We start from the raw sequence: 23,220 nt of genomic DNA, 5'->3' as shown, positions 1-23,220 counted from the left end.
TCCAGGCTTAGAATTTGCTGCTATAAATTCCCGATTGTCATCAGCATGTCATCGTATCGTGAGAGTTTCCGAGCGTCCTTTCGAAACAGCGCCTGACTTACCCCCTATCCTGCCGATGTCCGTCCGTTATCCGCTTCTCAATCGTGAACTCGGCATCCTCGGATTCAACGAGCGCGTGCTGGCCCAGGCAGCCGACCCGCAAGTCCCGTTGCTCGAGCGCCTGCGCTTCATCTGCATCACCAGCAGCAATCTCGACGAATTCTTCGAAGTCCGGATGGCGGGCCTTCAGGAGCAGCTCCGCGACAATCCCGGCGCAATGACACCCGACGGCATGTCGCTGCAACACGCATACGACCTGGTCGTCGAGCGCGCACAGCGGCTCGTGCACCGCCAGTACACGATGCTGCACGAAACCGTGCTGCCGGCCCTCGAACAGGAAGGCATCTACTTCCACAACAGCGACTCGTGGAACGACGCGCAGCTCGAATGGGCGCGCCGCTATTTCCTCGACGAGCTGCTGCCCGTGCTGACGCCGATCGGCCTCGATCCCGCGCACCCGTTCCCGCGCGTGCTGAACAAGAGCCTGAACTTCGTCGTCGAACTCGAAGGCCGCGACGCGTTCGGCCGCCAGGCCGTGATGGGCATCGTGCAGGCGCCGCGCGCGCTGCCGCGCGTCGTGCGCATGCCGCAGGCGCTGTCGGGCTTCGAGCACGGCTTCGTGCTGCTGAGCTCGTTCATGCAGCGCTTCGTCGGCGAGCTGTTCCCGCAGCTCGTCGTGAAAAGCTGCAACCAGTTTCGCATCACGCGCAACAGCGAGCTGTTCGTCGACGAGGACGAAATCACGAACCTGCGCGTCGCGCTGCAGGGCGAACTGCCCGCGCGCCACCTCGGCAACGCGGTGCGGCTCGAAGTGTCGGCCGACACGCCGCAGCACATCGTGCGGCGCCTGCTGGAGGAAAGCGGCATCGGCGAGAAGGACTGTTATCGCGTGATCGGTTCCGTGAATCTCGTGCGCCTGATGCAGATCCCCGATCTGGTCGATCGCCCGGACCTGAAGTTCGCGCCGTTTACCGCGTCGATCCCGGCCGTGATCGCCAACGCGCCGACGATGTTCGACGCGATCGACGACGGCGACATCCTGCTGCACCATCCGTACGAGAGCTTCCAGCCGGTGCTTGAACTGCTGCAGCAGGCCGCACGCGATCCGAGCGTCGTCGCGATCAAGCAGACGATCTATCGCACCGGCACCGACTCGCCGCTGATGGATGCGCTGATGGAAGCGGCGCGCAACGGCAAGGAAGTGACCGTCGTCGTCGAACTGCTCGCGCGCTTCGACGAGGAAACCAACATCAACTGGGCGTCGCAGCTCGAAGCGGTCGGCGCGCACGTCGTGTACGGCGTCGTCGGCCACAAGTGCCACGCGAAGATGATGCTGATCGTGCGCCGCGTCGTGCAGGGCGGCACCACGTCGCTGCGCCGCTACGTGCACCTCGGCACCGGCAACTATCATCCGCGCACCGCACGCCTCTATACCGACTTCGGGCTGATGACGGCCGACCAGAAGATCTGCGAGGACGTCCACCACGTGTTCCAGCAGCTGACCGGCATCGGCGGCGAGCTGTCGCTGCACGAGCTGTGGCAGTCGCCGTTCACGCTGCATCCGCGCATCATCGACTCGATTCGCGCGGAGATCGACAACGCGCGCGCCGGCAAGCGCGCCCGCGTGGTCGCGAAGATGAACGCGCTGCTGGAGCCGTCGGTGATCGCGGCGCTGTACGAAGCGTCGCAGGCCGGCGTCAAGGTCGACCTGATCGTGCGCGGCGTCTGCGCGCTGAAGCCCGGCGTGCCGGGGCTGTCGGAAAACATCACGGTGCGCTCGATCGTCGGCCGCTTCCTCGAACACCACCGGATCTACTACTTCCATGCGGACGGCGCGGAAGAAGTCTATCTGTCGAGCGCGGACTGGATGGATCGCAACCTGTTCCGCCGCGTCGAGGTCGCGTTCCCGGTCCGCGAGCGCAAGCTCAAGCGCCGCGTGATCGCCGAGGGCCTGTCGGTCTGCCTCGGCGACAACCAGTCGGCATGGCAGATGCACAGCGACGGCCACTATCGTCGACGCCGCGCCGGCAAGACGGTCCGCAACGCGCAACTCGGGCTGCTGGCGAAGTTCTGCTCGTGACGCACGCGCACGGCGCGCGTCGCCCGAAACAGAAAACGCAGCCGACGTGGCTGCGTTTTTTGTTTCACCTCATCGCCGAGGAGCGGCGGCGCGCGTCACCGCCTCCGATCACGCCTCGAACGCCGCCGGCCGGATCGCGATGATCCGCGATGCCGGGAAGCGCGCGGTGAACGTGCTGCCGCGCCCTTCCTCGCTCTGCACGTACAGATGCGCATCGTGCCGCTGCAGCACGTGCTTGACGATCGCGAGCCCGAGACCGGTGCCGCCCGTATCGCGCGAGCGGCTGCGATCGACACGATAGAAGCGCTCGGTCAGCCGCGGCAGGTCGGCCGCCGGAATGCCGAAGCCGCTGTCGGTCACGGAGAACACGCCCTGCGCGCCCTCGCGCCGCCACGACACGCAGATCTTCCCGCCGTCCGGCGTATAGCGGATCGCATTGGTCACGAGATTCGCGAACGCGCTGAACACTTCGGTCTGCGCACCGGTCACGCCGAGCGTCTCGTCGATTTCGAACGAAATGTCGTGATGACCGTTCGACAGCGTCTGCGCATCTTCCTTCAGATGGTCGAACACCGCGCGCATGTCGATCGCGCGATCGAGCGGCGGCTTGCTCTCGCCCTCGAGCTTCGCGAGCACCAGCAGGTCGGTGACGATGTGCCGCATCCGCGACGCCTGCTGCTCCATCATATCGAGATAGCGCGCGCGGTCCTCCTCGTTCAGCGGCAGCTCGCGCATCGTCTCGAGAAAGCCCGACAGCACGGTAAGCGGCGTCTTCAGCTCGTGCGACACGTTCGCGACGAAGTCGCGGCGCATCGCGTCGGTGCGCTCGAGCTCGGTGATGTCCTGCGTGAGCAGCAGCTTGCGGTTCTCGCCGTAGGGGAACACCTGCACGGCCAGCACGTTCTGGCGCGCGCCGCCCATCCCGCGCATCACCAGCGTTTCGTCGTAATGCTGCGAGTTCAGGTAGCGGACGAAATCCGGATGACGCACGAGGTTGGTGATGTGCTGGCGCAGGTCGCGCTTCGCGTCGAGACCGAAGTGCACTTCGGCGATCGCGTTGCACCACTCGATCTGGTCGTGATCGTCGAGCATCGCGACACCGTTCGGCGAGGCCTGGATCGCCTGGATGAAGCGCGAATGCTGCTGCTCGACCTGCCGCACCTGCGCATGCCACTGCTTCGCGAGCTTGTGCAGCCGGTAGTAGATCTCGCCCCAGATGCCCGGCGCGCTCGGCACCTCGCCGTAGACGGGCGCATCGAGCAGGCGCCACAGCCGCTGCGTATGGAACGTACTGAAAAAGCCCTGCACGACCAGCATCACGACCGCGAAGCCGAGCCCCGCGGCCGGGCCGGCGAACACGCCGACCAGTACGCTGATCAGCACGAGCAGCACGAGCGACACCAGAAAGCGCGCCCAGATGATGTTCATGATTCAGCGTCCGAAAGAATGAACGGCATGCCGTGGCACACGGCACGTCCGACTGCGTTACGCGTGCTTGGCGAGCCGATAGCCGCTGCCGCGCACGGTCTCGATCATCGCATCGCAGCCGGCCGGTTTCAAGGCCGCGCGCAATCGTTTGATATGCACGTCGACCGTGCGCTCCTCGACGAACACGTGATCGCCCCACACCTGGTCGAGCAGCTGCGTGCGGCTGTGCACGCGCTCCGGATGCGTCATGAAGAAATGCAGCAGGCGGAACTCGGTCGGGCCGAGATCGAGCTTGATCTCGCTGCCGTCCGTATGCGCGGCGACGCGGTGCGTGGCCGGGTCGAGACGCAGCCCGTTGATCGACACGACGTCCTCGGTCAGCTGCGGCGCGCGGCGGCGCAGCACGGCCTTGATGCGCGCCATCAGCTCCTTCGGCGAGAACGGCTTGGTCACGTAGTCGTCCGCGCCGATCTCGAGCCCGAGCACCTTGTCCTGCTCGTCGCCGCGTGCGGTCAGCATGATGATCGGGATGTGCTTGGTCCGCTCGTTGTTGCGCAGGTCGCGCGCGAACGCGATGCCGGACTTGCCCGGCAGCATCCAGTCGAGCAGCACGAGATCGGGCAGCACGTCGCTGATCAGGTTCTGCGCCTGTTCCGCGTTGTAGGCGCGGATCGGGCAGTGGCCGGCATGCTGGAGATTCACCGAGATCAGTTCGGAAATCGCGGGCTCATCTTCAACGACGAGAATGTTGCTGGGCATCGGCACCTCTTTCTTCCTGACGTAGTCGCGTTAACTGTTGGCTTCGCGATCGAGCAAGTCGCGCGGCTGGTGCCGCACGTCGGTGCCCTTCACGATGTAGATGATGAATTCGGCGATGTTCTTCGCGTGGTCGCCGATCCGTTCGATCGCCTTCGCGATGAACAGGTATTCGAGACCGACCGAGATCGTGCGCGGGTCTTCCTGCATGTACGACACGAGCTTGCGCACGAACGCGCGGAATTCCTGGTCGATCTCCTTGTCGTCCTTGACGATCTGCGCGGCGGCCACCGTATCGAGACGCGCGAACGCGTCGAGTGCGCGGCGCAGGATCGTCACCGCCATCTCGCCCGACACCTTGATCTCGGCGATGTTGACCGCACGCGCGGCCGGTTCGTCGACGAGGCGGCGCACGCGCTTGGCGATCTTCTCGGCTTCGTCGCCGGCGCGCTCGAGGTTCGTAATCGTTTTCGAAATCGACATCAAAAGACGCAGGTCGCGCGCGGCGGGCTGCCTCAGCGCGATGATGTTGCCGCACTCCTGGTCGATGTCGACTTCCATCGCGTTCAGGGTCTCCTCGGCCGCGATCACGCGTTCGGCCGCATCGCGGTCGAATTCGTTGAGCGCGTGCATCGCGCCGACGATCTGCGACTCGACGAGCCCGCCCATCTCCAGCACCTTCGACGACACCGCGTTGAGATCGGCGTCGAACTGGCTCGACAAATGTTTATCCGACATGGCTGTTGTTCTCCGTCATCAGCCGAAGCGGCCGGTGATGTAGTCTTCCGTTTCCTTGCGCACCGGCTTGATGAAGATCTTTTCGGTCTCACCGAACTCGATCAGCTCGCCCAGGTACATATAGGCCGTGTAGTCCGAGCAACGCGCCGCCTGCTGCATGTTGTGCGTGACGATCACGACCGTGTAGTCGCTCTTGAGCTCGGCGATCAGCTCCTCGATGCGGCCCGTCGAGATCGGATCGAGCGCCGAGCACGGCTCGTCGAGCAGCAGCACTTCGGGACGGATCGCGATGCCGCGCGCGATGCACAGACGCTGCTGCTGGCCGCCCGACAGGCCGTAGCCGCTCTGGCCCAGCTTGTCCTTCACCTCGCTCCACAGCGCCGCCTTGGTCAACGCCCATTCGACGCGGTCGTCCATCTCCGAGCGCGTCAACTTCTCGAACATCTTCACGCCGAACGCGATGTTGTCGTAGATCGACATCGGGAACGGGGTCGGCTTCTGGAACACCATGCCGATGCGCGCGCGCAGTAGCGAGATGTCGCGCTTGGTCGTCAGCAGGTTCTCGCCGTCCATCAGGATTTCGCCTTCGGCGCGCTGCTCCGGATAGAGCGCGAACATCTTGTTGAACGTGCGCAGCAGCGTCGACTTGCCGCAGCCCGACGGGCCGATGAACGCGGTCACCTTGCCGTCCGGAATGCGCAGGTTGATGTTCTTCAGCGCATGGAACTTGTTGTAGAAGAAGTTGAGGTTGTTGACCTCGATCTTCGCGTTCAGCGGCGCAAGCGGGCGACCGTTCGCCGCATCGTGCGAGCCGGCGGGCGCAGCAGCGCGCTCGACTGGATTCAGGTGGCTTTCTGCCATATTCATCGGATTGCTCCGCCGTTACTTTTTCGAGAAGATCGTACGCGCCAGGATGTTGAGTCCGAGCACCCCGAGCGTGATCAGGAACACGCCCGCCCATGCGAGCGACTGCCATTCCGCGAACGGGCTCATCGCGAACTTGAAGATCGTGACGGGCAGGTTCGCCATCGGCTGGCTCATGTCGGCCGAGAAGAACTGATTCGACAGCGCGGTGAACAGCAGCGGCGCCGTTTCGCCGGCGATCCGCGCAACCGCGAGCAGCACGCCCGTCACGATCCCGCCGAGCGACGCGCGCAGCGTGATCTTCAGCACCATCCGCCACTTCGGCGTGCCGAGCGCGACCGCCGCTTCGCGCAGCGCGTTCGGCACCAGCTTCAGCATGTTCTCGGTCGTGCGGATCACGATCGGGATCTGCAGCAGCGCGAGCGCGATGACGCCGGCCCAGCCCGAGAAGCGGCCCGACTTCGCGACGACCAGCGCATACACGAACAGGCCTACCACGATCGACGGCGCCGACAGCAGGATGTCGTTGATGAAGCGGATCGTGCTCGCGAGCACGTTCTTCTGGCCGTATTCGGCGAGATAGACGCCGGCGAGAATGCCGATTGGCGTGCCGATCAGCGTGCCGAAGCCGCACAGCAGCAGGCTGCCGACGATCGCGTTGGCGAGACCGCCGCCTTCGGTGTTCGGCGGCGGCGTCGATTCCGTGAACAGCTGCAGCGACAGGCCGCCGATGCCCAGGTGCAGCGTCGTGTACAGGATCCAGACGAGCCACAGCAGGCCGAAGGCCATCGCGCCGAGCGACGCGGTCAGTGCGATCGCGTTGGTCACCTTGCGCTTGCGCTGCAGGCGCGTGCGCATCGCTTCGAGCGCGGCGCCGTCCGGCCCCGGAAAATTCATGATGGGCTCGCTCATTTCTTGCCCTCTCCCTTCTCGAGACGCAGCAGCAGCAGTTTGGAGATGGCCAGCACGATGAAGGTGATCACGAACAGGATCAGGCCCAGCTCCATCAGCGCGGACGTGTGCAGGCCCGGCTGCGCTTCCGCGAATTCGTTCGCGAGCGCCGACGTGATGCTGTTGCCCGGCGCGAACAGCGACACGCTGTCGAGCAGGTTCGTGTTGCCGATCACGAAGGTCACGGCCATCGTTTCGCCGAGCGCGCGGCCGAGGCCGAGCATCACGCCGCCGATCACGCCGGTCTTCGTGTAGGGCAGCACGACCTTCCACATCACTTCCCAGGTCGTGCAGCCGATCCGGTACGCCGACTCCTTCAGCAGCACCGGCGTGACTTCGAACACGTCGCGCATCACCGACGCGATGTACGGGATGATCATGATCGCGAGAATCACGCCGGCGGCCAGAATGCCGATGCCGATCGGCGGGCCGGCGGTCAGCGGGCCGAGAATCCATACGTTCTCGAACAGGCGGCCGAGCGGCTTCTGGAAGTATTCGGCGAAGATCGGCGCGAACACCAGCAGCCCCCACATGCCGTACACGATCGACGGAATCGCAGCGAGCAGTTCGATCGCGATGCCGAGCGGGCGGCGCAGCCACACGGGCGACAGTTCGGTCAGGAACAGCGCGATGCCGAAGCTGACCGGCACCGCGATGACGAGCGCGATGACCGACGTCACGAGCGTGCCGTAGATCGGCACGAGCGCGCCGTAGACGTCCGAGTTGGGATCCCACTCGGATTGCCACAGAAAGCCGAGGCCGAACTTCTGGATGGTCGGCATCGACGCGATGATCAGGGAAACGATGATCCCGCCGAGCAGCAGCAGGGTCACGATGGCGGCGAGCCGTGCAAGGCCGCCGAACAGGATGTCGCCGAGACGGCCGGGTGCGCGTTGCGACGCACCGTCGGCGGACCGGGAAGACACGTATGAAATATCAGACATGGGTGCCTGCTTTTGATCGCCGGGCGCCGTAACGCCCGGCCTTACCGCACACACTGCCCGGCCGGTACGGCCGGGCAGCGAACCGCTGCAAAGCTTACTCGGCGATCGGCTTGCCCGATGCGTCCGTCACCTTCGTCTTCCACTGCTTGCGGATCTCGGCCGTGACTGCCGACGGCAGCGAGATGTAGTCGAGGCTGTCGGCCGCCTTCTCGCCGTTCTTGAACGCCCAGTCGAAGAACTTCAGCGTTTCCGTGCCCTGCGCCGGCTTGTCCTGCTTCGCGTGCAGCAGCACGAACGTCGCACCGACGACCGGCCATGCGTCCTTGCCCGGCTCGTCCGTCAGGATCTGGTAGAACGACTTCGACCAGTTCGCGCTGGCGGCTGCGGCCTTGAACGTTTCGGTCTTCGGCTCGACGACGGCGCCCGACGAGTTCTTCAGGGCCGTGTAGACCATGTTGTTCTTCTTCGCGTACGCCCACTCGACGTAGCCGATCGCGCCCGGCAGGCGCTGCACGAAGGCCGCGACGCCATCGTTGCCCTTGCCGCCCGTGCCCGTCGGCCAGTTGACCGTCGTGCCTTCGCCGATCTTCGACTTCCACTCGCCGTTGACCTTCGACAGGTAGTTCGTCCAGATGAAGCTGGTGCCCGAACCGTCAGCGCGGCGCACCACGGCGATGTCCGTATCCGGCAGCTTGACCTTCGGGTTCAGCGCGGCGATCGCCGGGTCGTTCCACTTCTTGATCTTGCCGAGGTAGATGTCGCCGAGCACCGGGCCCGACAGCGTCAGTTCGCCGGCCTTCACACCCGGCACGTTGACGACCGGCACCACGCCGCCGACCACCGTCGGGAACTGGAACAGGCCTTCCTTCGCGAGTTCGTCGTCCTTCAGCGGCGCGTCCGAACCGGCAAAATCGACCGTCTTCGCGATGATCTGCTTCAGGCCGCCCGACGAGCCGATACCCTGGTAGTTGATCTTCGCGCCGCCGGACTGCTGGTAGTCGGCAGCCCATTTCGTGTAGATCGGCATTGCGAACGTGCTGCCTGCCCCCGTGATGTCGGCAGCGTGCGCGGCAACGGCGAAAAGCGCGCCAGCCAGGCCGGCAATCGCGGTTTGCATCAATTTCATGAGACCTCCAGTGTGTGAGCGGATGACTACGGCACCGCGAAGGTTAGGGGCTGCTCATGACGGTAATGTGACAATCGATGAAACTGGCGTGACAGTAACATGACTGGTTGAAAGGGTATAGCGGCGTACGGGGAGGCAGTATCGTGCTGCGCGAGGCGGCAAAAATTGCCGATCCGTGAAGGCAGGAAGCGGCGCAAGATTGCAGGCGCGGGCGCCGCCGCGTCGCACCGGACATCGGCGAGACATTGCTGCGCCGCCCCGTGCGAGCAGGCGTAACCGGGGTCGGAAACGAGCGCGCAGCCAGCCTGCCGCCGCCGCGCGCGGCGCCGCTGCGAAACCGCGACGCGCCCGCCCCCGGCGCTCATGATTCTGGCACATGAAAAGCGGCGCCCTCGGGCGCCGCTTCTCTGGATGCACCGATCGGCAGCACCCTCGACGCGCAACCCGCGCGTCACGGTGCCGCCGCGCTCAGGCGGTCGCCGCGCGCACGGCTTCGGCGATCGCCTCCGCGTGGCGGCTCGCATCGGCCGCGTGCTGCGCCTCGACCATCACGCGCAACACGGGCTCGGTGCCCGACGCGCGGATCAGCACGCGCCCGCTGTCGGCCAGCGCCGCCTCGGCCGCGTCGATCGCCGCGCGGATCGACGCACTGCCCTTCCAGTCGGCGTCCGGCTTCATCCGCACGTTGATCAGCTTCTGCGGGAACAGCGTCACGCCGTCGAGCATCTGCGCGAGCGTCTTGCCGCTGCGCTTGAGCGCAGCCAGCACGAGCAGCGCGGACACGATGCCGTCGCCGGTCGAATGCCGGTCGAGCGACAGGATATGGCCCGAGCCCTCCGCGCCGAGCTGCCAGCCGTGCTCGCGCAACTGTTCGAGCACGTAGCGATCGCCGACCGCCGCGCGGACGAACTTCACGCCGGCGCGCTGCAGCGCAACCTCGACCGCGAGGTTGGTCATCAGCGTGCCGACCGCGCCTTCGACCTTGCCGTCGGTCGCGATGCGGTCCTTGACGAGCACGTACAGCAGCTCGTCGCCGTTGTACAGCCGGCCCGTCGCGTCGACGAGCTGCAGGCGGTCCGCGTCGCCGTCGAGCGCGATGCCGAGGTCGGCATGGTTCGCGCGCACCGCGCGCACCAGCGCATCGGGCGCGGTGGCGCCGACGCCGTCGTTGATGTTGAAGCCGTTCGGCGCGACGCCGATCGGCATCACCTCCGCGCCGAGCTCGTGGAACACGTGCGGCGCGACCTGGTATGCGGCGCCGTGTGCGCAGTCGACCACCAGCTTCAGCCCGCGCAGGTCAAAGGTGGCCGGGAACGTGCTCTTGCAGAATTCGATGTAGCGGCCGGCCGCATCGTCGAGGCGGCGCGCCTTGCCGAGCCGGTCCGACGGCGCGCATTCGAGCGGCTTGTCGAGCCACGCTTCGATCTCGGCCTCGGTGTCGTCCGGCAGCTTGTTGCCGTCCGCCGAGAAGAACTTGATGCCGTTGTCCTGATACGGGTTATGCGATGCGCTGATCACGACGCCGGCCGACAGGCGCAGCGCGCGCGTCAGGTACGCGACGCCCGGCGTCGGCATCGGGCCGGCCAGCATCACGTCGACGCCCGCCGCCGAGAAACCGGCCTCGAGCGCGGCCTCGAGCATGTAGCCCGACACGCGCGTGTCCTTGCCGATCAGCACGGTCGGCCGCGCGCCGGTCGCAACCTCCGCCGCACCGGCCAGCACCTTGCCGGCTGCATAACCGAGACGCAACACGAAATCGGGCGTGATCGGGGCCTCGCCCACCGTGCCGCGAATGCCGTCCGTGCCGAAATATCGACGTCCCATGGTGATTCTTCCTCCTTCGTCTTCTGACTTACCGTTGCCGCGCGGCGTCGCGCACGGCCTTCCATACTTTCAGCGCATCGACCGTCGCCGCGACGTCGTGCACGCGCACGATCGCGGCGCCGCGCCCGACCGCGCACAACGCGGCCGCGACGCTCGCCGCGACGCGCTCCATCGGCGGCTTGCCGCCGATCACCGCACCGAGCATCGACTTGCGCGACATGCCCGCGAGGATCGGATACGCGCGCCCGTCGGGCCGCGCGGGCGCCGTGTCGGGCAGCGCGGCCAGCAGCGCATAGTTGTCGTCGATCACGGCCTTGCCGAAGCCGAAACCGGGGTCCACGCAGATCCGCTCCGGCGCGACGCCCGCGTCGCGCAGCGCCTGCGCGCGCGCCGCCAGAAACTCGCGCACGTCGGTCACGACGTCGCCGTAATCCGGTTCGCCGACCTGCATCGTCTGCGGCTCGCCGAGCATGTGCATCGCGCACAGCCCGCTGTCGCCGTCGCGCACCGCGTCGATCGCGCCCGGCTGCCGGAACCCCCAGATGTCGTTGATCAGATCGGCGCCGGCGGCGAGCGACGCACGCATCACGGCCGGCTTGTAGGTATCGATCGACAGCGGCACGTTCAGCGGCCGCAGCGCCTCGACGAGCGGGATCACGCGCGCAAGCTCCTCGTCGAGCGGCACCGGTGGTGCGCCCGGGCGCGTCGATTCGCCGCCGATGTCGAGGATGTCGGCGCCTTCGGCGATCATCCGCTCGGCCTGTCGCAGCGCGTCGTCGCGCGCGAGAAAGCGACCGCCGTCGGAGAACGAGTCGGGCGTCGCGTTGAGGATGCCCATCACGAGCGGGCGTTCGAACGTCAGCGTGAAACGGCCGCATCGCAGCAGCGCGGGAACAGGCGGGAAAACGGTGAAATCGGACACGAGCGGCAGGCTTGGATGAATGCAAAACGGGCCGGTGTGGAGTCACACCAGCCCGTGAACGGAACTAAAGCGGAGTTTATACCGGCGAAGCAGGCGCCGGAGCGTTGCCGGGCTTGACCTCGGCGCTGCTGCCGCCACCCGACGACGGGTCGCTGCCGACGGCAGGCGACTTCGGCGAACGCGGCGGACGCCCTTCCATGATGTCGTTGATCTGATCGGCGTCGATCGTCTCCCACTCCATCAGCGCGGCCGTCATTGCCTCGACCTTGTCGCGGTTCTCCTCGAGCAGGCGACGGGCCAGCCCGTACTGCTCGTCGAGCACGCGGCGGATTTCCGCGTCGACCTTCTGCTGCGTCGCTTCCGAGATCGTGCGCGTGAAGCCGCGGCCGAACGGACCGCCGTCGTTCTCGTCGTCGACGTAGACCATCGGCCCGAGCGCGTCGGTCATGCCGAAACGGGCCACCATCGCACGCGCCGTCTGCGTCGCCTTGTTGAAGTCGTCCGACGCGCCGGTGCTGATCAGGTTCAGGAACAGTTCCTCGGCCACGCGGCCGCCGAACAGGATCGCCAGACGGTCGAGCAGGTAGTCCTTCGAGTACGTCTCGTTGTCATGCTCCGGCAACTGCCACGTGACGCCCAGCGCACGGCCGCGCGGAATGATCGTGACCTTGTGCACCGGATCGGCCTTCGGCAGCAGCTTCGCGATCACCGCATGGCCCGACTCGTGGTATGCCGTCGCGCGCTTCGCTTCCTCGCGGATCACGGCCGACTTGCGCTCCGGACCCATGAAGATCTTGTCCTTCGCGTCCTCGAAATCCTGCATCTCGACGATCCGCTTGCCGCGACGCGCGGCAAAGAGTGCCGCCTCGTTCACGAGGTTCGCGAGATCGGCGCCCGAGAAGCCCGGCGTGCCGCGCGCGATGACCGCCGCATCGACGTCGTTCGCGATCGGCACCTTGCGCAGGTGCACGCGCATGATCTGCTCGCGGCCGCGGATGTCCGGCAGGCCGACATAGACCTGGCGGTCGAAACGGCCCGGACGCAGCAGCGCCTTGTCGAGCACGTCCGAACGGTTGGTCGCGGCGATCACGATCACGCCCGAGTTCGCTTCGAAGCCGTCCATCTCGACGAGCATCTGGTTCAGCGTCTGCTCGCGCTCGTCGTTGCCGCCGCCCATGCCGGCGCCGCGATGGCGACCGACCGCGTCGATTTCGTCGATGAACACGATGCACGGCGCATGCTTCTTCGCCTGCTCGAACATGTCGCGCACACGGGCCGCGCCGACGCCGACGAACATTTCGACGAAGTCCGAACCCGAGATGCTGAAGAACGGCACCTTCGCTTCACCCGCGATCGCGCGGGCAAGCAGCGTCTTACCGGTCCCCGGCGGGCCGACGAGCAGCACGCCGCGCGGAATCCGGCCGCCGAGCTTCTGGAATTTCTGCGGATCGCGCAGGAAGTCGACCAGTTCGGACACTTCCTCCTTCGCCTCGTCGCAGCCCGCGACGTCGGAGAAGTTCACCGCGTTGTTGTTCTCGTCGATCAGCCGCGCGCGCGACTTCCCGAACGAGAATGCGCCGCCTTTGCCGCCTCCCTGCATCTGCCTCATCATGTAGAACCAGAACACGATGATCAGGATCGTCGGCCCGAGGTAGTACAGTGCGGACATCAGTGCGTTCGGCTCGTCGTCGGCCTTGCCGCTGACCTGCACGCCGTACTTCATCAGATCGCCGACCATCCAGATGTCGCCGGGCGACACGATCTGGTATTTCTGGCCATCAGCCGGAGTGACGGTGAGGTTGCGCCCCTGAACGATGACGTTCTTGACCTTGCCGTTCTTGGCGTCGTCCATGAACTGCGAATAGGACACGCCTTCCTGGACGCGGGGCTTGTCGAACTGCTTGAACACCGTAAACAGCACCAGTGCGATCACCAGCCACACTGCTGCCTTCGAAAACATATTGTTGTTCAAAGCACCACTCCTTCACTCGTAGACGAGCGCCTACATTTTCCTTGCGGCGCTCCTCGGTCATTCTAATCCAGTCCGACCACCCCCGCCATAAGCATTGACAACCGTCGCGATAGCGATTCGCTTGTCTGGCAAGGGCCGGAGCCCGTTTGCGGCTCCGTGCTCCGCGTTACTGCGGATGCTTCAGATGCCGACCCAAAATGAACGTTTCGGACGATTTGTCGCGGGACGCCTTGGGCTTGCGTGGTGCGACGACCTTAAACTGCTGCTTGAACTTCTCGACGATCTGGCTGTAGCCGCTGCCGTGAAAGCACTTCACGAGCAGCGCGCCGTCCGGCTTCAGATGATTCTGCGCGAATTCGAGCGCCAGATCGCACACGTGCTCGATGCGCGCCGCATCCGCCGACGCCACGCCCGACAGGTTGGGGGCCATGTCGGAAATAACAAGGTCTACCGGGCGGCCTTCGAGCACGTCCTCGAGCTGATGCAGCACCTCGTCCTCGCGGAAGTCGCCCTGGATGAAGTGCACGTCGGCGATCGGCTCCATCGGCAGCATGTCGAGCGCGACGATCGTGCCGTCGATCCCGCCTTCGCGCACCGCGTCGCGCTTCTTGCCCTGCGCGAGCTTGTTGCGGGCATACTGGCTCCAGCTGCCCGGCGCGGCGCCGAGGTCGACGATCACCTGGCCCGGACGGATCAGCTTGTCCTGCTCGTCGATTTCCTTCAGCTTGTACGCGGCGCGCGCGCGATAGCCCTCCCGCTGCGCCATTTTGACGTACGGGTCGTTGATGTGATCGTGCAGCCAGTGCTGGTTAAAGCGGTTTTTTGCCATTCGAGAGAGAGATTGCTGCCATTTGCTTCGTGAAGCCGCGCTTTTGGCGGATAATACGCGTCTTCTTCGCGCGGCTGCGGCCCCGTTTCGGGCCCAAGCCGCGATTTTACGTGGTTTCGGCGCGCGGCTGATGCGGTAACTGCTCCGCCTGCGCTTTTCGTGCAACGCGCCCTTATTTAGATTTCGACATTTCCATGCCCGCCCTTTCGCTTTCCCCCGCCGAGCGCTCCGCGCTGCGCTCCCAGGCCCATGCGCTCAAGCCCGTCGTGCTGATCGGCGCCGAAGGGCTGACCGACGCCGTGCTGAAGGAAATCAAGGTGCACCTCGACGCGCACCAGCTGATCAAGATCCGCGTGTTCGGCGACGAGCGCGACACGCGCATCGCGATCTACGACGAGATCTGCGACCGCCTGGGCGCCGCACCGATCCAGCACATCGGCAAGCTGCTCGTGATCTGGAAGCCCGAGGCCGCCGTGGCGACCCCGGCCCGCGGCCGCCGTGCCGGCGCGCTGCCGAGCGCGGCCGAAGCCGCCGACGACAAGAAAGGCCGCGCACCGCGCACCGTCAAGGTCGTCAAGGTGTCGCCGAACGCGAGCCCGGTGCGCCGCCCGAAGCCGACCAAGGTCGTCGTGCGCGGCAACGAGCGCGTGACGGCAGGCGGCAACGTGAAGCGCGCGAAAAAGCGCCAGGCCAGCGCGAAGCGCCCGTTCCAGGACAAGTGATCGCGAACGGCACGGGCCTTCCGTGCCGCCCTGCCCGTCGCGGGCCCGGCGCCAGCCGGCCCGCGCGGCGTCGAGACGCTTACGCGTCGCGCGCCGGCAGACGCCAGATCAGCATCAGCCCCAGCACGCTCTCGACCAGGTAGAACAGGCTCGAGACGCCGTGCAGCATCCCGAAGCGGCTCGCATACGGCGAGTTCGCGATATCGGTGCCCGCTTCCATCGCGGCCACCCGCAGCGCGTTCATGAACGGCTGCAGCGCGAAATAGCCGATCAGCACGCAGACGACCATCGCCGCGACGACCCAGCGCACGCGGCGATACTCGTCGCCGCCGCGCCGCACCTGCTGGTTCGACAGCGCGAGCAGCAGCACGCCGCACACGACGCCGACGATCGCCTCGATGCGGAACAGCTGGGCCGCAACCGAACCGGCCGTCATCCGCTCGAGCGTCTTGAACAGCACGGGTGCGACCGCATACCCGATCGTCAGCAGGCTGCCGACCCAGACGGTCGACAGCAGGCGGAACACGCGATGCGGCATTGCGTCGCTCCGCTTCAGATGTAGCTGACGGAAATGATTTCGTACTCGCGCACGCCGCTCGGCGCCTGCACGGCCGCGACGTCGCCCTCGGACTTGCCGATCAGCGCGCGCGCGATCGGCGAGCTGACCGAGATCAGGCCGTGGTCGATATCGGCTTCGTCGTCGCCGACGATCTGGTACTTGACGGTGTCGCCCGACTCGAGATCCTCGAGCTCGACCGTCGCGGCGAACACCACGCGGCCGTCCGCATCGAGGACGGTCGGATCGATGATCTGCGCAGCGGACAGCTTCGATTCGAGTTCCGCGATGCGGCCCTCGATAAAGCCCTGCTTTTCCTTCGCAGCGTCGTATTCGGCGTTTTCGGACAGATCGCCCTGTGCGCGGGCCTCCGCGATCGCGTTGATCACGGCCGGCCGCTCGACGGACTTGAGGCGCTGCAATTCATCGCGCAGTTGCTCTGCGCCACGCTTTGTCAACGGAATGGTGCTCATAAACGGCTCAATCGCTAAAAACGGCTATAAAAAAAATCACCGCGATTAAGCGCATTTCCGGCGAACCGGAAACACCGCCTAATCGCGGCACGTGTTGCTTCGACAGGTAACTGACCGCTTAGTTTAGGCGAGCGTGAAGACCTTGTAAATCATAGACTTCCAGATCCTTCAGGTAACGCAGGCCCTCGACGGCCGCGCGGGCGCCCGACATCGTCGTGTAGTACGTGACCTTGTGCGCCTGCGCGCTCATGCGAATCGAGCGCGAATCGGCGATCGCCTGGCGCGTTTCGTCGACCGTCGTGAACACGAGTGCGATCTCGCCGTTCTTGATCATGTCGACGATGTGCGGACGGCCGTCCTTCACCTTGTTGACGACCTTCACCGGCACGCCGGCCGCCTCGATCGCGGCCGCCGTGCCCTTGGTCGCGACGATCGGATAGCCGAGGTCGTGCAGCATGCGCGCCACTTCGACCGCCTTCGGCTTGTCGGCGTCCATCACGGTCAGCAGCACCGTGCCCGACTCCGGCAGGCGCGAGCCGGCCGCGAGCTGCGACTTGAACAGCGCTTCGCCGAAGGTCCGGCCGACGCCCATCACTTCGCCGGTCGAACGCATCTCCGGCCCGAGCACCGGGTCGACGGTCGGGAACTTGACGAACGGGAACACCGCTTCCTTCACGCTGAAGTACGGCGGCTCGACTTCCTGCGTCACGCCCTGCTGCGCGAGCTTCTGGCCGACCATCGCGCGCGCCGCGATCTTCGCGAGCGGCAGGCTGGTCGCCTTCGACACGTACGGCACCGTGCGCGAGGCGCGCGGGTTCACTTCGAGCACGTAGATGATGTCCTGCTTCGAACCGTCGGCCTGCGGGACCTGCTGGATCGCGAACTGCACGTTCATCAGGCCCACCACGTTCAGCGCCTTCGCCATCGCGGCGGTCTGGCGCTTCAGCTCGGCAACCGTTTCCTTCGACAGCGAATACGGCGGCAGCGAGCATGCCGAGTCGCCCGAGTGGACGCCCGCCTGCTCGATGTGCTCCATCACGCCGCCGATGAACACCGCGTCGCCGTCGCAGATGCAGTCGACGTCGCACTCGATCGCATCGTTCAGGAAGCGGTCGAGCAGCACCGGCGAATCGTTCGACACCTTCACGGCCTCGCGCATGTAGCGCTCGAGATCACGCGGCTCGTGGACGATTTCCATCGCGCGGCCGCCGAGCACGTACGACGGGCGCACGACCAGCGGATAGCCGATTTCGGCCGCCAGCGCGAGCGCTTCTTCCTCGGCGCGCGCGGTGCGGTTCGGCGGCTGGCGCAGACCGAGGTCCTGCAGCAGCTTCTGGAAGCGTTCGCGGTCTTCGGCCGCGTCGATCATGTCCGGCGAGGTGCCGATGATCGGCACGCCGTGCGCCTCGAGGTCGAGCGCGAGCTTCAGCGGCGTCTGGCCGCCGTACTGGACGATCACGCCGACCGGCTTTTCCTTGTCGACGATCTCGAGCACGTCTTCGAGCGTCAGCGGCTCGAAGTACAGGCGGTCGGACGTGTCATAGTCGGTCGACACCGTTTCCGGGTTGCAGTTGACCATGATCGTTTCGTAGCCGTCCTCGCGCATCGCGAGCGCCGCGTGCACGCAGCAGTAGTCGAACTCGATGCCCTGGCCGATCCGGTTCGGGCCGCCGCCCAGCACCATGATCTTCTTGTTGGTGGTCGGCTGCGCCTCGCACTCTTCCTCGTAGGTCGAGTACATGTATGCGGTTTTCGTCGCGAACTCGGCCGCGCAGGTGTCGACGCGCTTGTAGACCGGGCGCACGTTCAGCTCGACGCGGCGGCGGCGCACGTCTTCCGGCGTCGCGCCGAGCAGCTTCGCGAGGCGGCGGTCGGAGAAGCCGCTCTGCTTCAGGAAGCGCAGCTCGTCGAAGGTCAGCGACGCGAGCGTGCGGCCCGCGAGCGCCTTTTCCTTCAGGATGATCTGTTCGATCTGTGCGAGGAACCACGGGTCGATCGCGGTTTCCGCATAGATTTCCTCGGCCGTCATGCCGATGCGGAACGCATCGCCGACATACCAGATGCGGTCCGGGCCCGGCTCGTGGATCTCGATCGCGATCTCGTCGCGGTCGGTCGACTTCTCGTCGAGACCGTCGACGCCGACTTCGAGGCCGCGCAGCGCCTTCTGGAACGACTCCTGGAACGTGCGGCCGATCGCCATCACTTCGCCGACCGACTTCATCTGCGTGGTCAGGCGCGAATCGGCCTCGCGGAACTTCTCGAACGCGAAGCGCGGGATCTTCGTGACGACGTAGTCGATCGTCGGCTCGAACGACGCCGGCGTCTGGCCGCCGGTGATTTCGTTCTTCAGCTCGTCGAGCGTGTAGCCGACCGCCAGCTTCGCCGCGACCTTCGCGATCGGGAAGCCAGTCGCCTTCGACGCGAGTGCCGACGAACGCGACACGCGCGGGTTCATCTCGATGACGACCATGCGGCCGTCCTTCGGGTTGATCGAGAACTGCACGTTCGAGCCGCCCGTGTCGACGCCGATCTCGCGCAGCACCGCGAGCGATGCGTTGCGCAGGATCTGGTATTCCTTGTCGGTGAGCGTCTGCGCCGGCGCGACCGTGATCGAGTCGCCGGTGTGCACGCCCATCGGGTCGAGGTTCTCGATCGAGCAGACGATGATGCAGTTGTCGGCGCGGTCGCGCACGACTTCCATCTCGTATTCCTTCCAGCCGAGCAGCGATTCCTCGATCAGCAGTTCGCGCGTCGGCGAGAGATCGAGGCCGCGCTTGCAGATTTCCTCGAATTCCTCGCGGTTGTACGCGATGCCGCCGCCCGAGCCGCCGAGCGTGAACGACGGACGGATCACGACCGGGTAGCCGCTGCCGCCGGTGTACGCCATGATCTCGGCATGCACCTGGGTCGCTTCTTCCATCGAGTGCGCGATGCCCGACTTCGCCGAGCCGAGACCGATCTTGGTCATCGCGTCCTTGAACTTCTGGCGGTCTTCCGCCTTGTCGATCGCTTCGGGCGACGCGCCGATCAGCTCGACGCCGAACTTCTCGAGCACGCCGTGGTGATGCAGGTCGAGCGCGCAGTTCAGCGCGGTCTGGCCGCCCATCGTCGGCAGGATCGCGTCCGGGCGCTCCTTCTCGATGATGCGTGCGACGACTTCCCACGTGATCGGCTCGATGTAGGTCACGTCGGCCGTGTTCGGGTCGGTCATGATCGTCGCCGGGTTGCTGTTGACGAGAATGACCTTGTAGCCCTCCTCACGCAGCGCCTTGCATGCCTGTGCGCCCGAGTAGTCGAACTCGCACGCCTGGCCGATGATGATCGGGCCGGCGCCGATGATGAGGATGCTTTTGATGTCTGTGCGTTTTGGCATGGCTTGTGAATTCAATAAGTAATCGTTGTCGTGGATCGGCCGGCTGCGCTCAGCTCATGGTGGCGAGCGCGAGTTTCACCGAGAAGCCGATGAACAGGCCGCCCACGCTGCTCGCCGCGCCCGCCGCGAGCCTGCGGCGGCGGCGGAAATGCTCGGCGAGCCGCGCGCCCGCGAAGATCAGCGTGCTCAGGTACAGGAAGCTCGCGCATTGCGCAATCGCCCCGAGCACGGCGAACGACAGCGCGGGATGCGGGAATGCCGGGTCGACGAACTGGATGAAGAACGAGATGAAGAACAGGATCGCCTTCGGGTTCAGGAGGCTCACGATCAGCGCCTTGCGGAACGGCCGGTCGAACGACCGCTCGCCGTCGATCGCGCGCGGCGCTTCGTCCGGCGCATCGGCGCTCGCGCGCAGCTTGCGCCACGCGCCGCGCAGCATGCCGGCGCCGATGTAGAGCAGATACGCGGCGCCGCCGTACTTGACGACCGAGAACAGCAGCGGGTTCGCCTTCAGCAGCGACGCGACGCCCGCGGCGGACAGCACCATCAGCACCGTGTCGCCGACGAACACGCCGCAGGCCGCGCGATAGCCGGCCTTCACGCCGCGCTGCGCCGCGAGCGACAGCACGTACATCGAATTCGGTCCCGGCAGCAGGATGATGAAGATCACGCCGAACACATAGGTCCAGATATCCGTGATGCCGAGTGCGTGACCGAACATGATGCGGGCCTCCTTGCTTCAGCCGTTCAGGCCGTGCGCTGCTTCGCCGCGTCCATCAGCGCGGTGAAACGGTCGAACAGGTAGCCGATGTCGTGCGGGCCGGGCGACGCTTCCGGGTGGCCCTGGAAGCAGAACGCCGGCTTGTCGGTCAGCTCGAAGCCCTGCAGCGTGCCGTCGAACAGCGACACGTGCGTCGCACGTGCGTTGGCCGGCAGCGAGTCGGCGTCGACCGCGAAGCCGTGGTTCTGCGACGTGATCACGACGCGGCCGTCGGCGAGGTCCTTCACCGGGTGGTTCGCGCCGTGGTGGCCGGTCTTCATCTTCAGCGTCTTCGCGCCGACCGCGAGGCCCATGATCTGGTGGCCGAGACAGATGCCGAAGGTCGGCACGCCGCGCTCGATGAAGGTCCGGGTGGCCGCGATCGCGTAGTCGCACGGCTCCGGATCGCCGGGGCCGTTCGACAGGAAGATGCCGTCCGGATTCAGCGCCAGCGCCTCTTCCGCGCTCGCCTGCGCGGGCAGCACCGTCACGTGGCAGCCGCGCTCCGCGAGCATGCGCAGGATGTTGTACTTGACGCCGAAGTCGAACGCGACGACGCGGTACTTCGGCGCTTCCTGCATGCCGTAGCCGCTGCCGAGGCGCCATTCGGTCTGCTTCCACTCGAACGGCTTGGCGGTCGACACGACCTTCGCGAGATCCATGCCGGCGAGGCCCGGGAACGAGCGCGCGAGTTCGATCGCCTTCGCTTCGTCGCTGGAGCCGGCCAGGATGCAGCCGTTCTGCGCGCCCTTGTCGCGCAGGATGCGGGTCAGCTTGCGCGTATCGATGCCGGCGATCGCGACGACGCCTTCGTCGCGCAGGTAATCGCCGAGCGTGCGATCCATGCGGAAGTTCGACGCGAGCGTCGGCAGGTCGCGGATGATCAGGCCGGCGGCATGGACTTTCGTGGCTTCGACGTCTTCGGCGTTGACGCCGACGTTGCCGATATGCGGATAGGTGAGCGTGACGATCTGGCGCGCGTAGCTCGGATCAGTCAGGATTTCCTGATATCCGGTGATCGCGGTGTTGAACACGACTTCGCCGATCGTATGGCCTTCGGCCCCGATCGAATAACCACGAAAGACCGTGCCGTCGGCGAGTGCAAGCAAGGCGGGAGAAAAAGACGGCAACACGGGAGGCTCCTTGGGGAACACCCTGCTGCCGACCTGTCTACCCTGCCGCGCGGGCGCCGCGCGGCGTGGACGCGCGCGGTCGCTTGCGGGACGCTGTCTGAGGGGTCGGCACGCGAACCCGGCGCGTGGCGCACGAGGCTTCGCGGCATCGCCCGGCAGGCGGCGTGCGGCGGATGAACGGGATGAGTAAGGTAGGCGCTAGGGTGCGAGGTTGATCAGCACAAACTTTCAAATTATAGCCCGAAAATGGCCCCTTCTTCAATCGATATGGCCGTCCGATCGTGCGCGCGCCGTGGCGCGCAGGCGCTTGCGCCCCGATTTCGCGGGCGCCTTACCCGCCAGCGTACCGCCGGATCAGTGCGCTTGACCAGCGCCGCGCGACGGCCATACGTACCAGACCGCGCTCGCGGCCTGCAGCGCGAGCAGCACGCTCCATGCGGCGAGGTGCGCGGCCGGCGGATAACGGCCGTCGACCGCGGGCCAGTGCGACAGCACCGCGCCGACGCCGATCTGGAACGCGAAGATCAGCAGGAAGATCACGAGCGTCAGCGTCGTGTTCGCGCGGCCGATCAGGTGCGCGGGGAAATGGCCGGCCATCACCGCGTAGGTCAGGATGCCGACCCCGCCGAACATCCCGTAGGCGGCCCACAGCACGGCCGGCGGCAGCGGCACGCGCGCGACGATCGCGAGCTGCGTCGCGACGAACAGCATCATGCCGACGCCGCAGAACGCATAGACGGACACGCCGCGCCGTTCGAGCATGCGCGCCGCCGCGCCGAAGCCGACGCAGCCGGCCATCATCGCGAAGCCGAGCACCGACACGAGGCGCGCCGCATGCTGCGCATCGAAGCCCGCGACGTCGCGCAGGTACGGCCCGACCCACAGCGACTGCATCGCATAGAACACGCCCTGCGTGACGACCGAGAACGACGCGATCTTCCAGAACGCGCGGCTGCTCAGGATGTGCCAGGTGCCCTTGAACTGGCTGACGAGGCCGCCCTGGTGGCGCGTCTGCGCGGCTTCGGGCGCACCGAAGCCGATCGCGGCCGCGACGACGATCGTCAGCACCGCGAGGCCGCCGCAGATCGCGCGCCAGCTGGTCCAGCCGAGCAGCCAGGTCAGCGGCGAGCCGACCGCGACGCCGCCAAGGCCGCCGACGGCCATCACCAGGCCGTTGACGAGCGGCAGCCGGCCGACCGGGAAATGCTGCGCGAGCGCCTTGAACGCCGCGCCGAGGCACACCGACACGCCGACGCCGATCAGCAGCCGGCCGATCATCATCGTGCCGAGGCTGTGCGCGGCGCCGAACACGGCCGCGCCGGCCGCCGCGAACAGCAGCATGCCGGCCGTCACGCGGCGCGGGCCGAAATGGTCGAGCATCACGCCCGCCGGAATCTGTGCGCCCGCGAAGCCGAGAAAGTAGAGACTGGTGAGCAGGCCGAGATCGGCGGCCGACAGGCCGAGTTCGTGCGTGACGAACGGCGCGAAGCCGAGATTGACGCCGCGAAACACGTACGACACGAAATAGCCGAGCGCAAACAGCGCGAGCACCCTCACCTGCACCGACGACATCACCCCTCCCGATCGGATAAAGCAGCGGCTGCGCGCCGCATGCAAACAAAAACGCCGTCACCTCGGTGACGGCGTTTTCGTCGGATGATAGCGCAATC

Annotated in this window: 19 protein-coding genes; 2 read left to right on the top strand and 17 right to left on the bottom strand. The window is 66.2% G+C overall.

Features of this window, described 5'->3' with window-relative positions; translation table 11 throughout:
• Window positions 1-115 precede the first annotated feature (115 nt).
• Window positions 116-2,179 carry a polyphosphate kinase 1 gene (gene ppk1 / locus WS57_RS24300; protein ID WP_059482489.1) on the top strand — a complete coding sequence of 688 codons (2,064 nt, stop codon included), beginning with the start codon at window positions 116-118 and terminating at the stop codon, window positions 2,177-2,179.
• A gap of 108 nt (window positions 2,180-2,287) precedes the next feature.
• On the opposite strand, the gene phoR is transcribed toward ppk1, so the two are convergent.
• From phoR to WS57_RS24245, 11 genes are all read right to left on the bottom strand, one after another.
• Window positions 2,288-3,607 carry a phosphate regulon sensor histidine kinase PhoR gene (gene phoR, locus WS57_RS24295; protein WP_009691014.1) on the bottom strand — a complete coding sequence of 440 codons (1,320 nt, stop codon included), beginning with the start codon at window positions 3,605-3,607 and terminating at the stop codon, window positions 2,288-2,290.
• A gap of 57 nt (window positions 3,608-3,664) precedes the next feature.
• Window positions 3,665-4,366 (bottom strand): phosphate regulon transcriptional regulator PhoB, encoded by a 702-nt coding sequence (gene phoB, locus WS57_RS24290; protein ID WP_009691015.1) that lies wholly within the window; start codon window positions 4,364-4,366, stop codon window positions 3,665-3,667.
• A 30-nt stretch (window positions 4,367-4,396) separates the two neighbouring features.
• Entirely contained in the window at window positions 4,397-5,101 is a 705-nt protein-coding gene (phoU, locus tag WS57_RS24285) for a phosphate signaling complex protein PhoU (RefSeq protein ID WP_009691016.1), read from the bottom strand.
• Window positions 5,102-5,119: 18 nt separating this feature from the next.
• The gene (gene pstB, locus WS57_RS24280; protein WP_009691017.1) at window positions 5,120-5,968 is read right to left on the bottom strand and encodes a phosphate ABC transporter ATP-binding protein PstB; all 849 of its coding nucleotides are present in this window, start codon (window positions 5,966-5,968) and stop codon (window positions 5,120-5,122) included.
• Between the two features lie 15 nt (window positions 5,969-5,983).
• A complete protein-coding gene (gene pstA, locus WS57_RS24275) occupies window positions 5,984-6,877 on the bottom strand; it encodes a phosphate ABC transporter permease PstA (RefSeq protein ID WP_069244935.1) in 894 nt (297 codons plus the stop codon).
• Complete coding sequence (gene pstC / locus WS57_RS24270) at window positions 6,874-7,860, bottom strand: phosphate ABC transporter permease PstC (protein WP_069244934.1); 987 nt, start codon at window positions 7,858-7,860, stop codon at window positions 6,874-6,876. Before pstC ends, pstA begins: the two co-directional genes overlap by 4 nt.
• Window positions 7,861-7,954: 94 nt before the next feature.
• On the bottom strand, window positions 7,955-8,986 hold the full coding sequence (gene pstS, locus WS57_RS24265) for a phosphate ABC transporter substrate-binding protein PstS (protein WP_069244933.1): 1,032 nt from the start codon (window positions 8,984-8,986) through the stop codon (window positions 7,955-7,957).
• Window positions 8,987-9,454: 468 nt separating this feature from the next.
• Window positions 9,455-10,810, bottom strand: a complete 1,356-nt coding sequence (gene glmM, locus WS57_RS24260) for a phosphoglucosamine mutase (protein ID WP_040127100.1) — start codon at window positions 10,808-10,810, stop codon at window positions 9,455-9,457.
• A 28-nt stretch (window positions 10,811-10,838) separates the two neighbouring features.
• Window positions 10,839-11,741, bottom strand: a complete 903-nt coding sequence (gene folP / locus WS57_RS24255) for a dihydropteroate synthase (protein ID WP_409070486.1) — start codon at window positions 11,739-11,741, stop codon at window positions 10,839-10,841.
• A gap of 67 nt (window positions 11,742-11,808) precedes the next feature.
• Window positions 11,809-13,704, bottom strand: a complete 1,896-nt coding sequence (gene ftsH / locus WS57_RS24250; RefSeq protein WP_040127098.1) for an ATP-dependent zinc metalloprotease FtsH — start codon at window positions 13,702-13,704, stop codon at window positions 11,809-11,811.
• Between the two features lie 166 nt (window positions 13,705-13,870).
• Window positions 13,871-14,533: an RlmE family RNA methyltransferase gene (locus WS57_RS24245; protein ID WP_040127097.1), complete on the bottom strand. Its 663-nt coding sequence runs from the start codon at window positions 14,531-14,533 to the stop codon at window positions 13,871-13,873.
• Between the two features lie 194 nt (window positions 14,534-14,727).
• On the opposite strand from WS57_RS24245, the gene WS57_RS24240 reads away from it, so the two are divergent.
• On the top strand, window positions 14,728-15,255 hold the full coding sequence (locus WS57_RS24240) for a YhbY family RNA-binding protein (RefSeq protein ID WP_059513553.1): 528 nt from the start codon (window positions 14,728-14,730) through the stop codon (window positions 15,253-15,255).
• Between the two features lie 79 nt (window positions 15,256-15,334).
• Here WS57_RS24240 and WS57_RS24235 read toward each other — a convergent pair whose 3' ends face one another.
• The 6 genes from WS57_RS24235 to WS57_RS24210 all read right to left on the bottom strand — a co-directional run bounded on the left by WS57_RS24235 (window position 15,335) and on the right by WS57_RS24210 (window position 23,122).
• Complete coding sequence (locus WS57_RS24235; protein WP_040127095.1) at window positions 15,335-15,793, bottom strand: DUF4149 domain-containing protein; 459 nt, start codon at window positions 15,791-15,793, stop codon at window positions 15,335-15,337.
• A 14-nt stretch (window positions 15,794-15,807) separates the two neighbouring features.
• Complete coding sequence (gene greA / locus WS57_RS24230) at window positions 15,808-16,284, bottom strand: transcription elongation factor GreA (RefSeq protein WP_006476345.1); 477 nt, start codon at window positions 16,282-16,284, stop codon at window positions 15,808-15,810.
• 118 nt (window positions 16,285-16,402) lie between these two features.
• Entirely contained in the window at window positions 16,403-19,657 is a 3,255-nt protein-coding gene (gene carB / locus WS57_RS24225; RefSeq protein WP_009690097.1) for a carbamoyl-phosphate synthase large subunit, read from the bottom strand.
• Window positions 19,658-19,706: 49 nt separating this feature from the next.
• Entirely contained in the window at window positions 19,707-20,378 is a 672-nt protein-coding gene (leuE, locus tag WS57_RS24220) for a leucine efflux protein LeuE (protein WP_009690098.1), read from the bottom strand.
• A gap of 26 nt (window positions 20,379-20,404) precedes the next feature.
• Window positions 20,405-21,550 (bottom strand): glutamine-hydrolyzing carbamoyl-phosphate synthase small subunit, encoded by a 1,146-nt coding sequence (gene carA / locus WS57_RS24215; RefSeq protein WP_009690099.1) that lies wholly within the window; start codon window positions 21,548-21,550, stop codon window positions 20,405-20,407.
• Window positions 21,551-21,904: 354 nt separating this feature from the next.
• On the bottom strand, window positions 21,905-23,122 hold the full coding sequence (locus tag WS57_RS24210; protein ID WP_059601131.1) for an MFS transporter: 1,218 nt from the start codon (window positions 23,120-23,122) through the stop codon (window positions 21,905-21,907).
• Between the last annotated feature and the right edge of the window lie 98 nt (window positions 23,123-23,220).

Origin of the sequence: Burkholderia pseudomultivorans (genome assembly GCF_001718415.1) — a bacterium.
GTDB lineage: Bacteria > Pseudomonadota > Gammaproteobacteria > Burkholderiales > Burkholderiaceae > Burkholderia > Burkholderia pseudomultivorans_A.
This window is presented reverse-complemented; position numbering and strand designations above follow the sequence as displayed.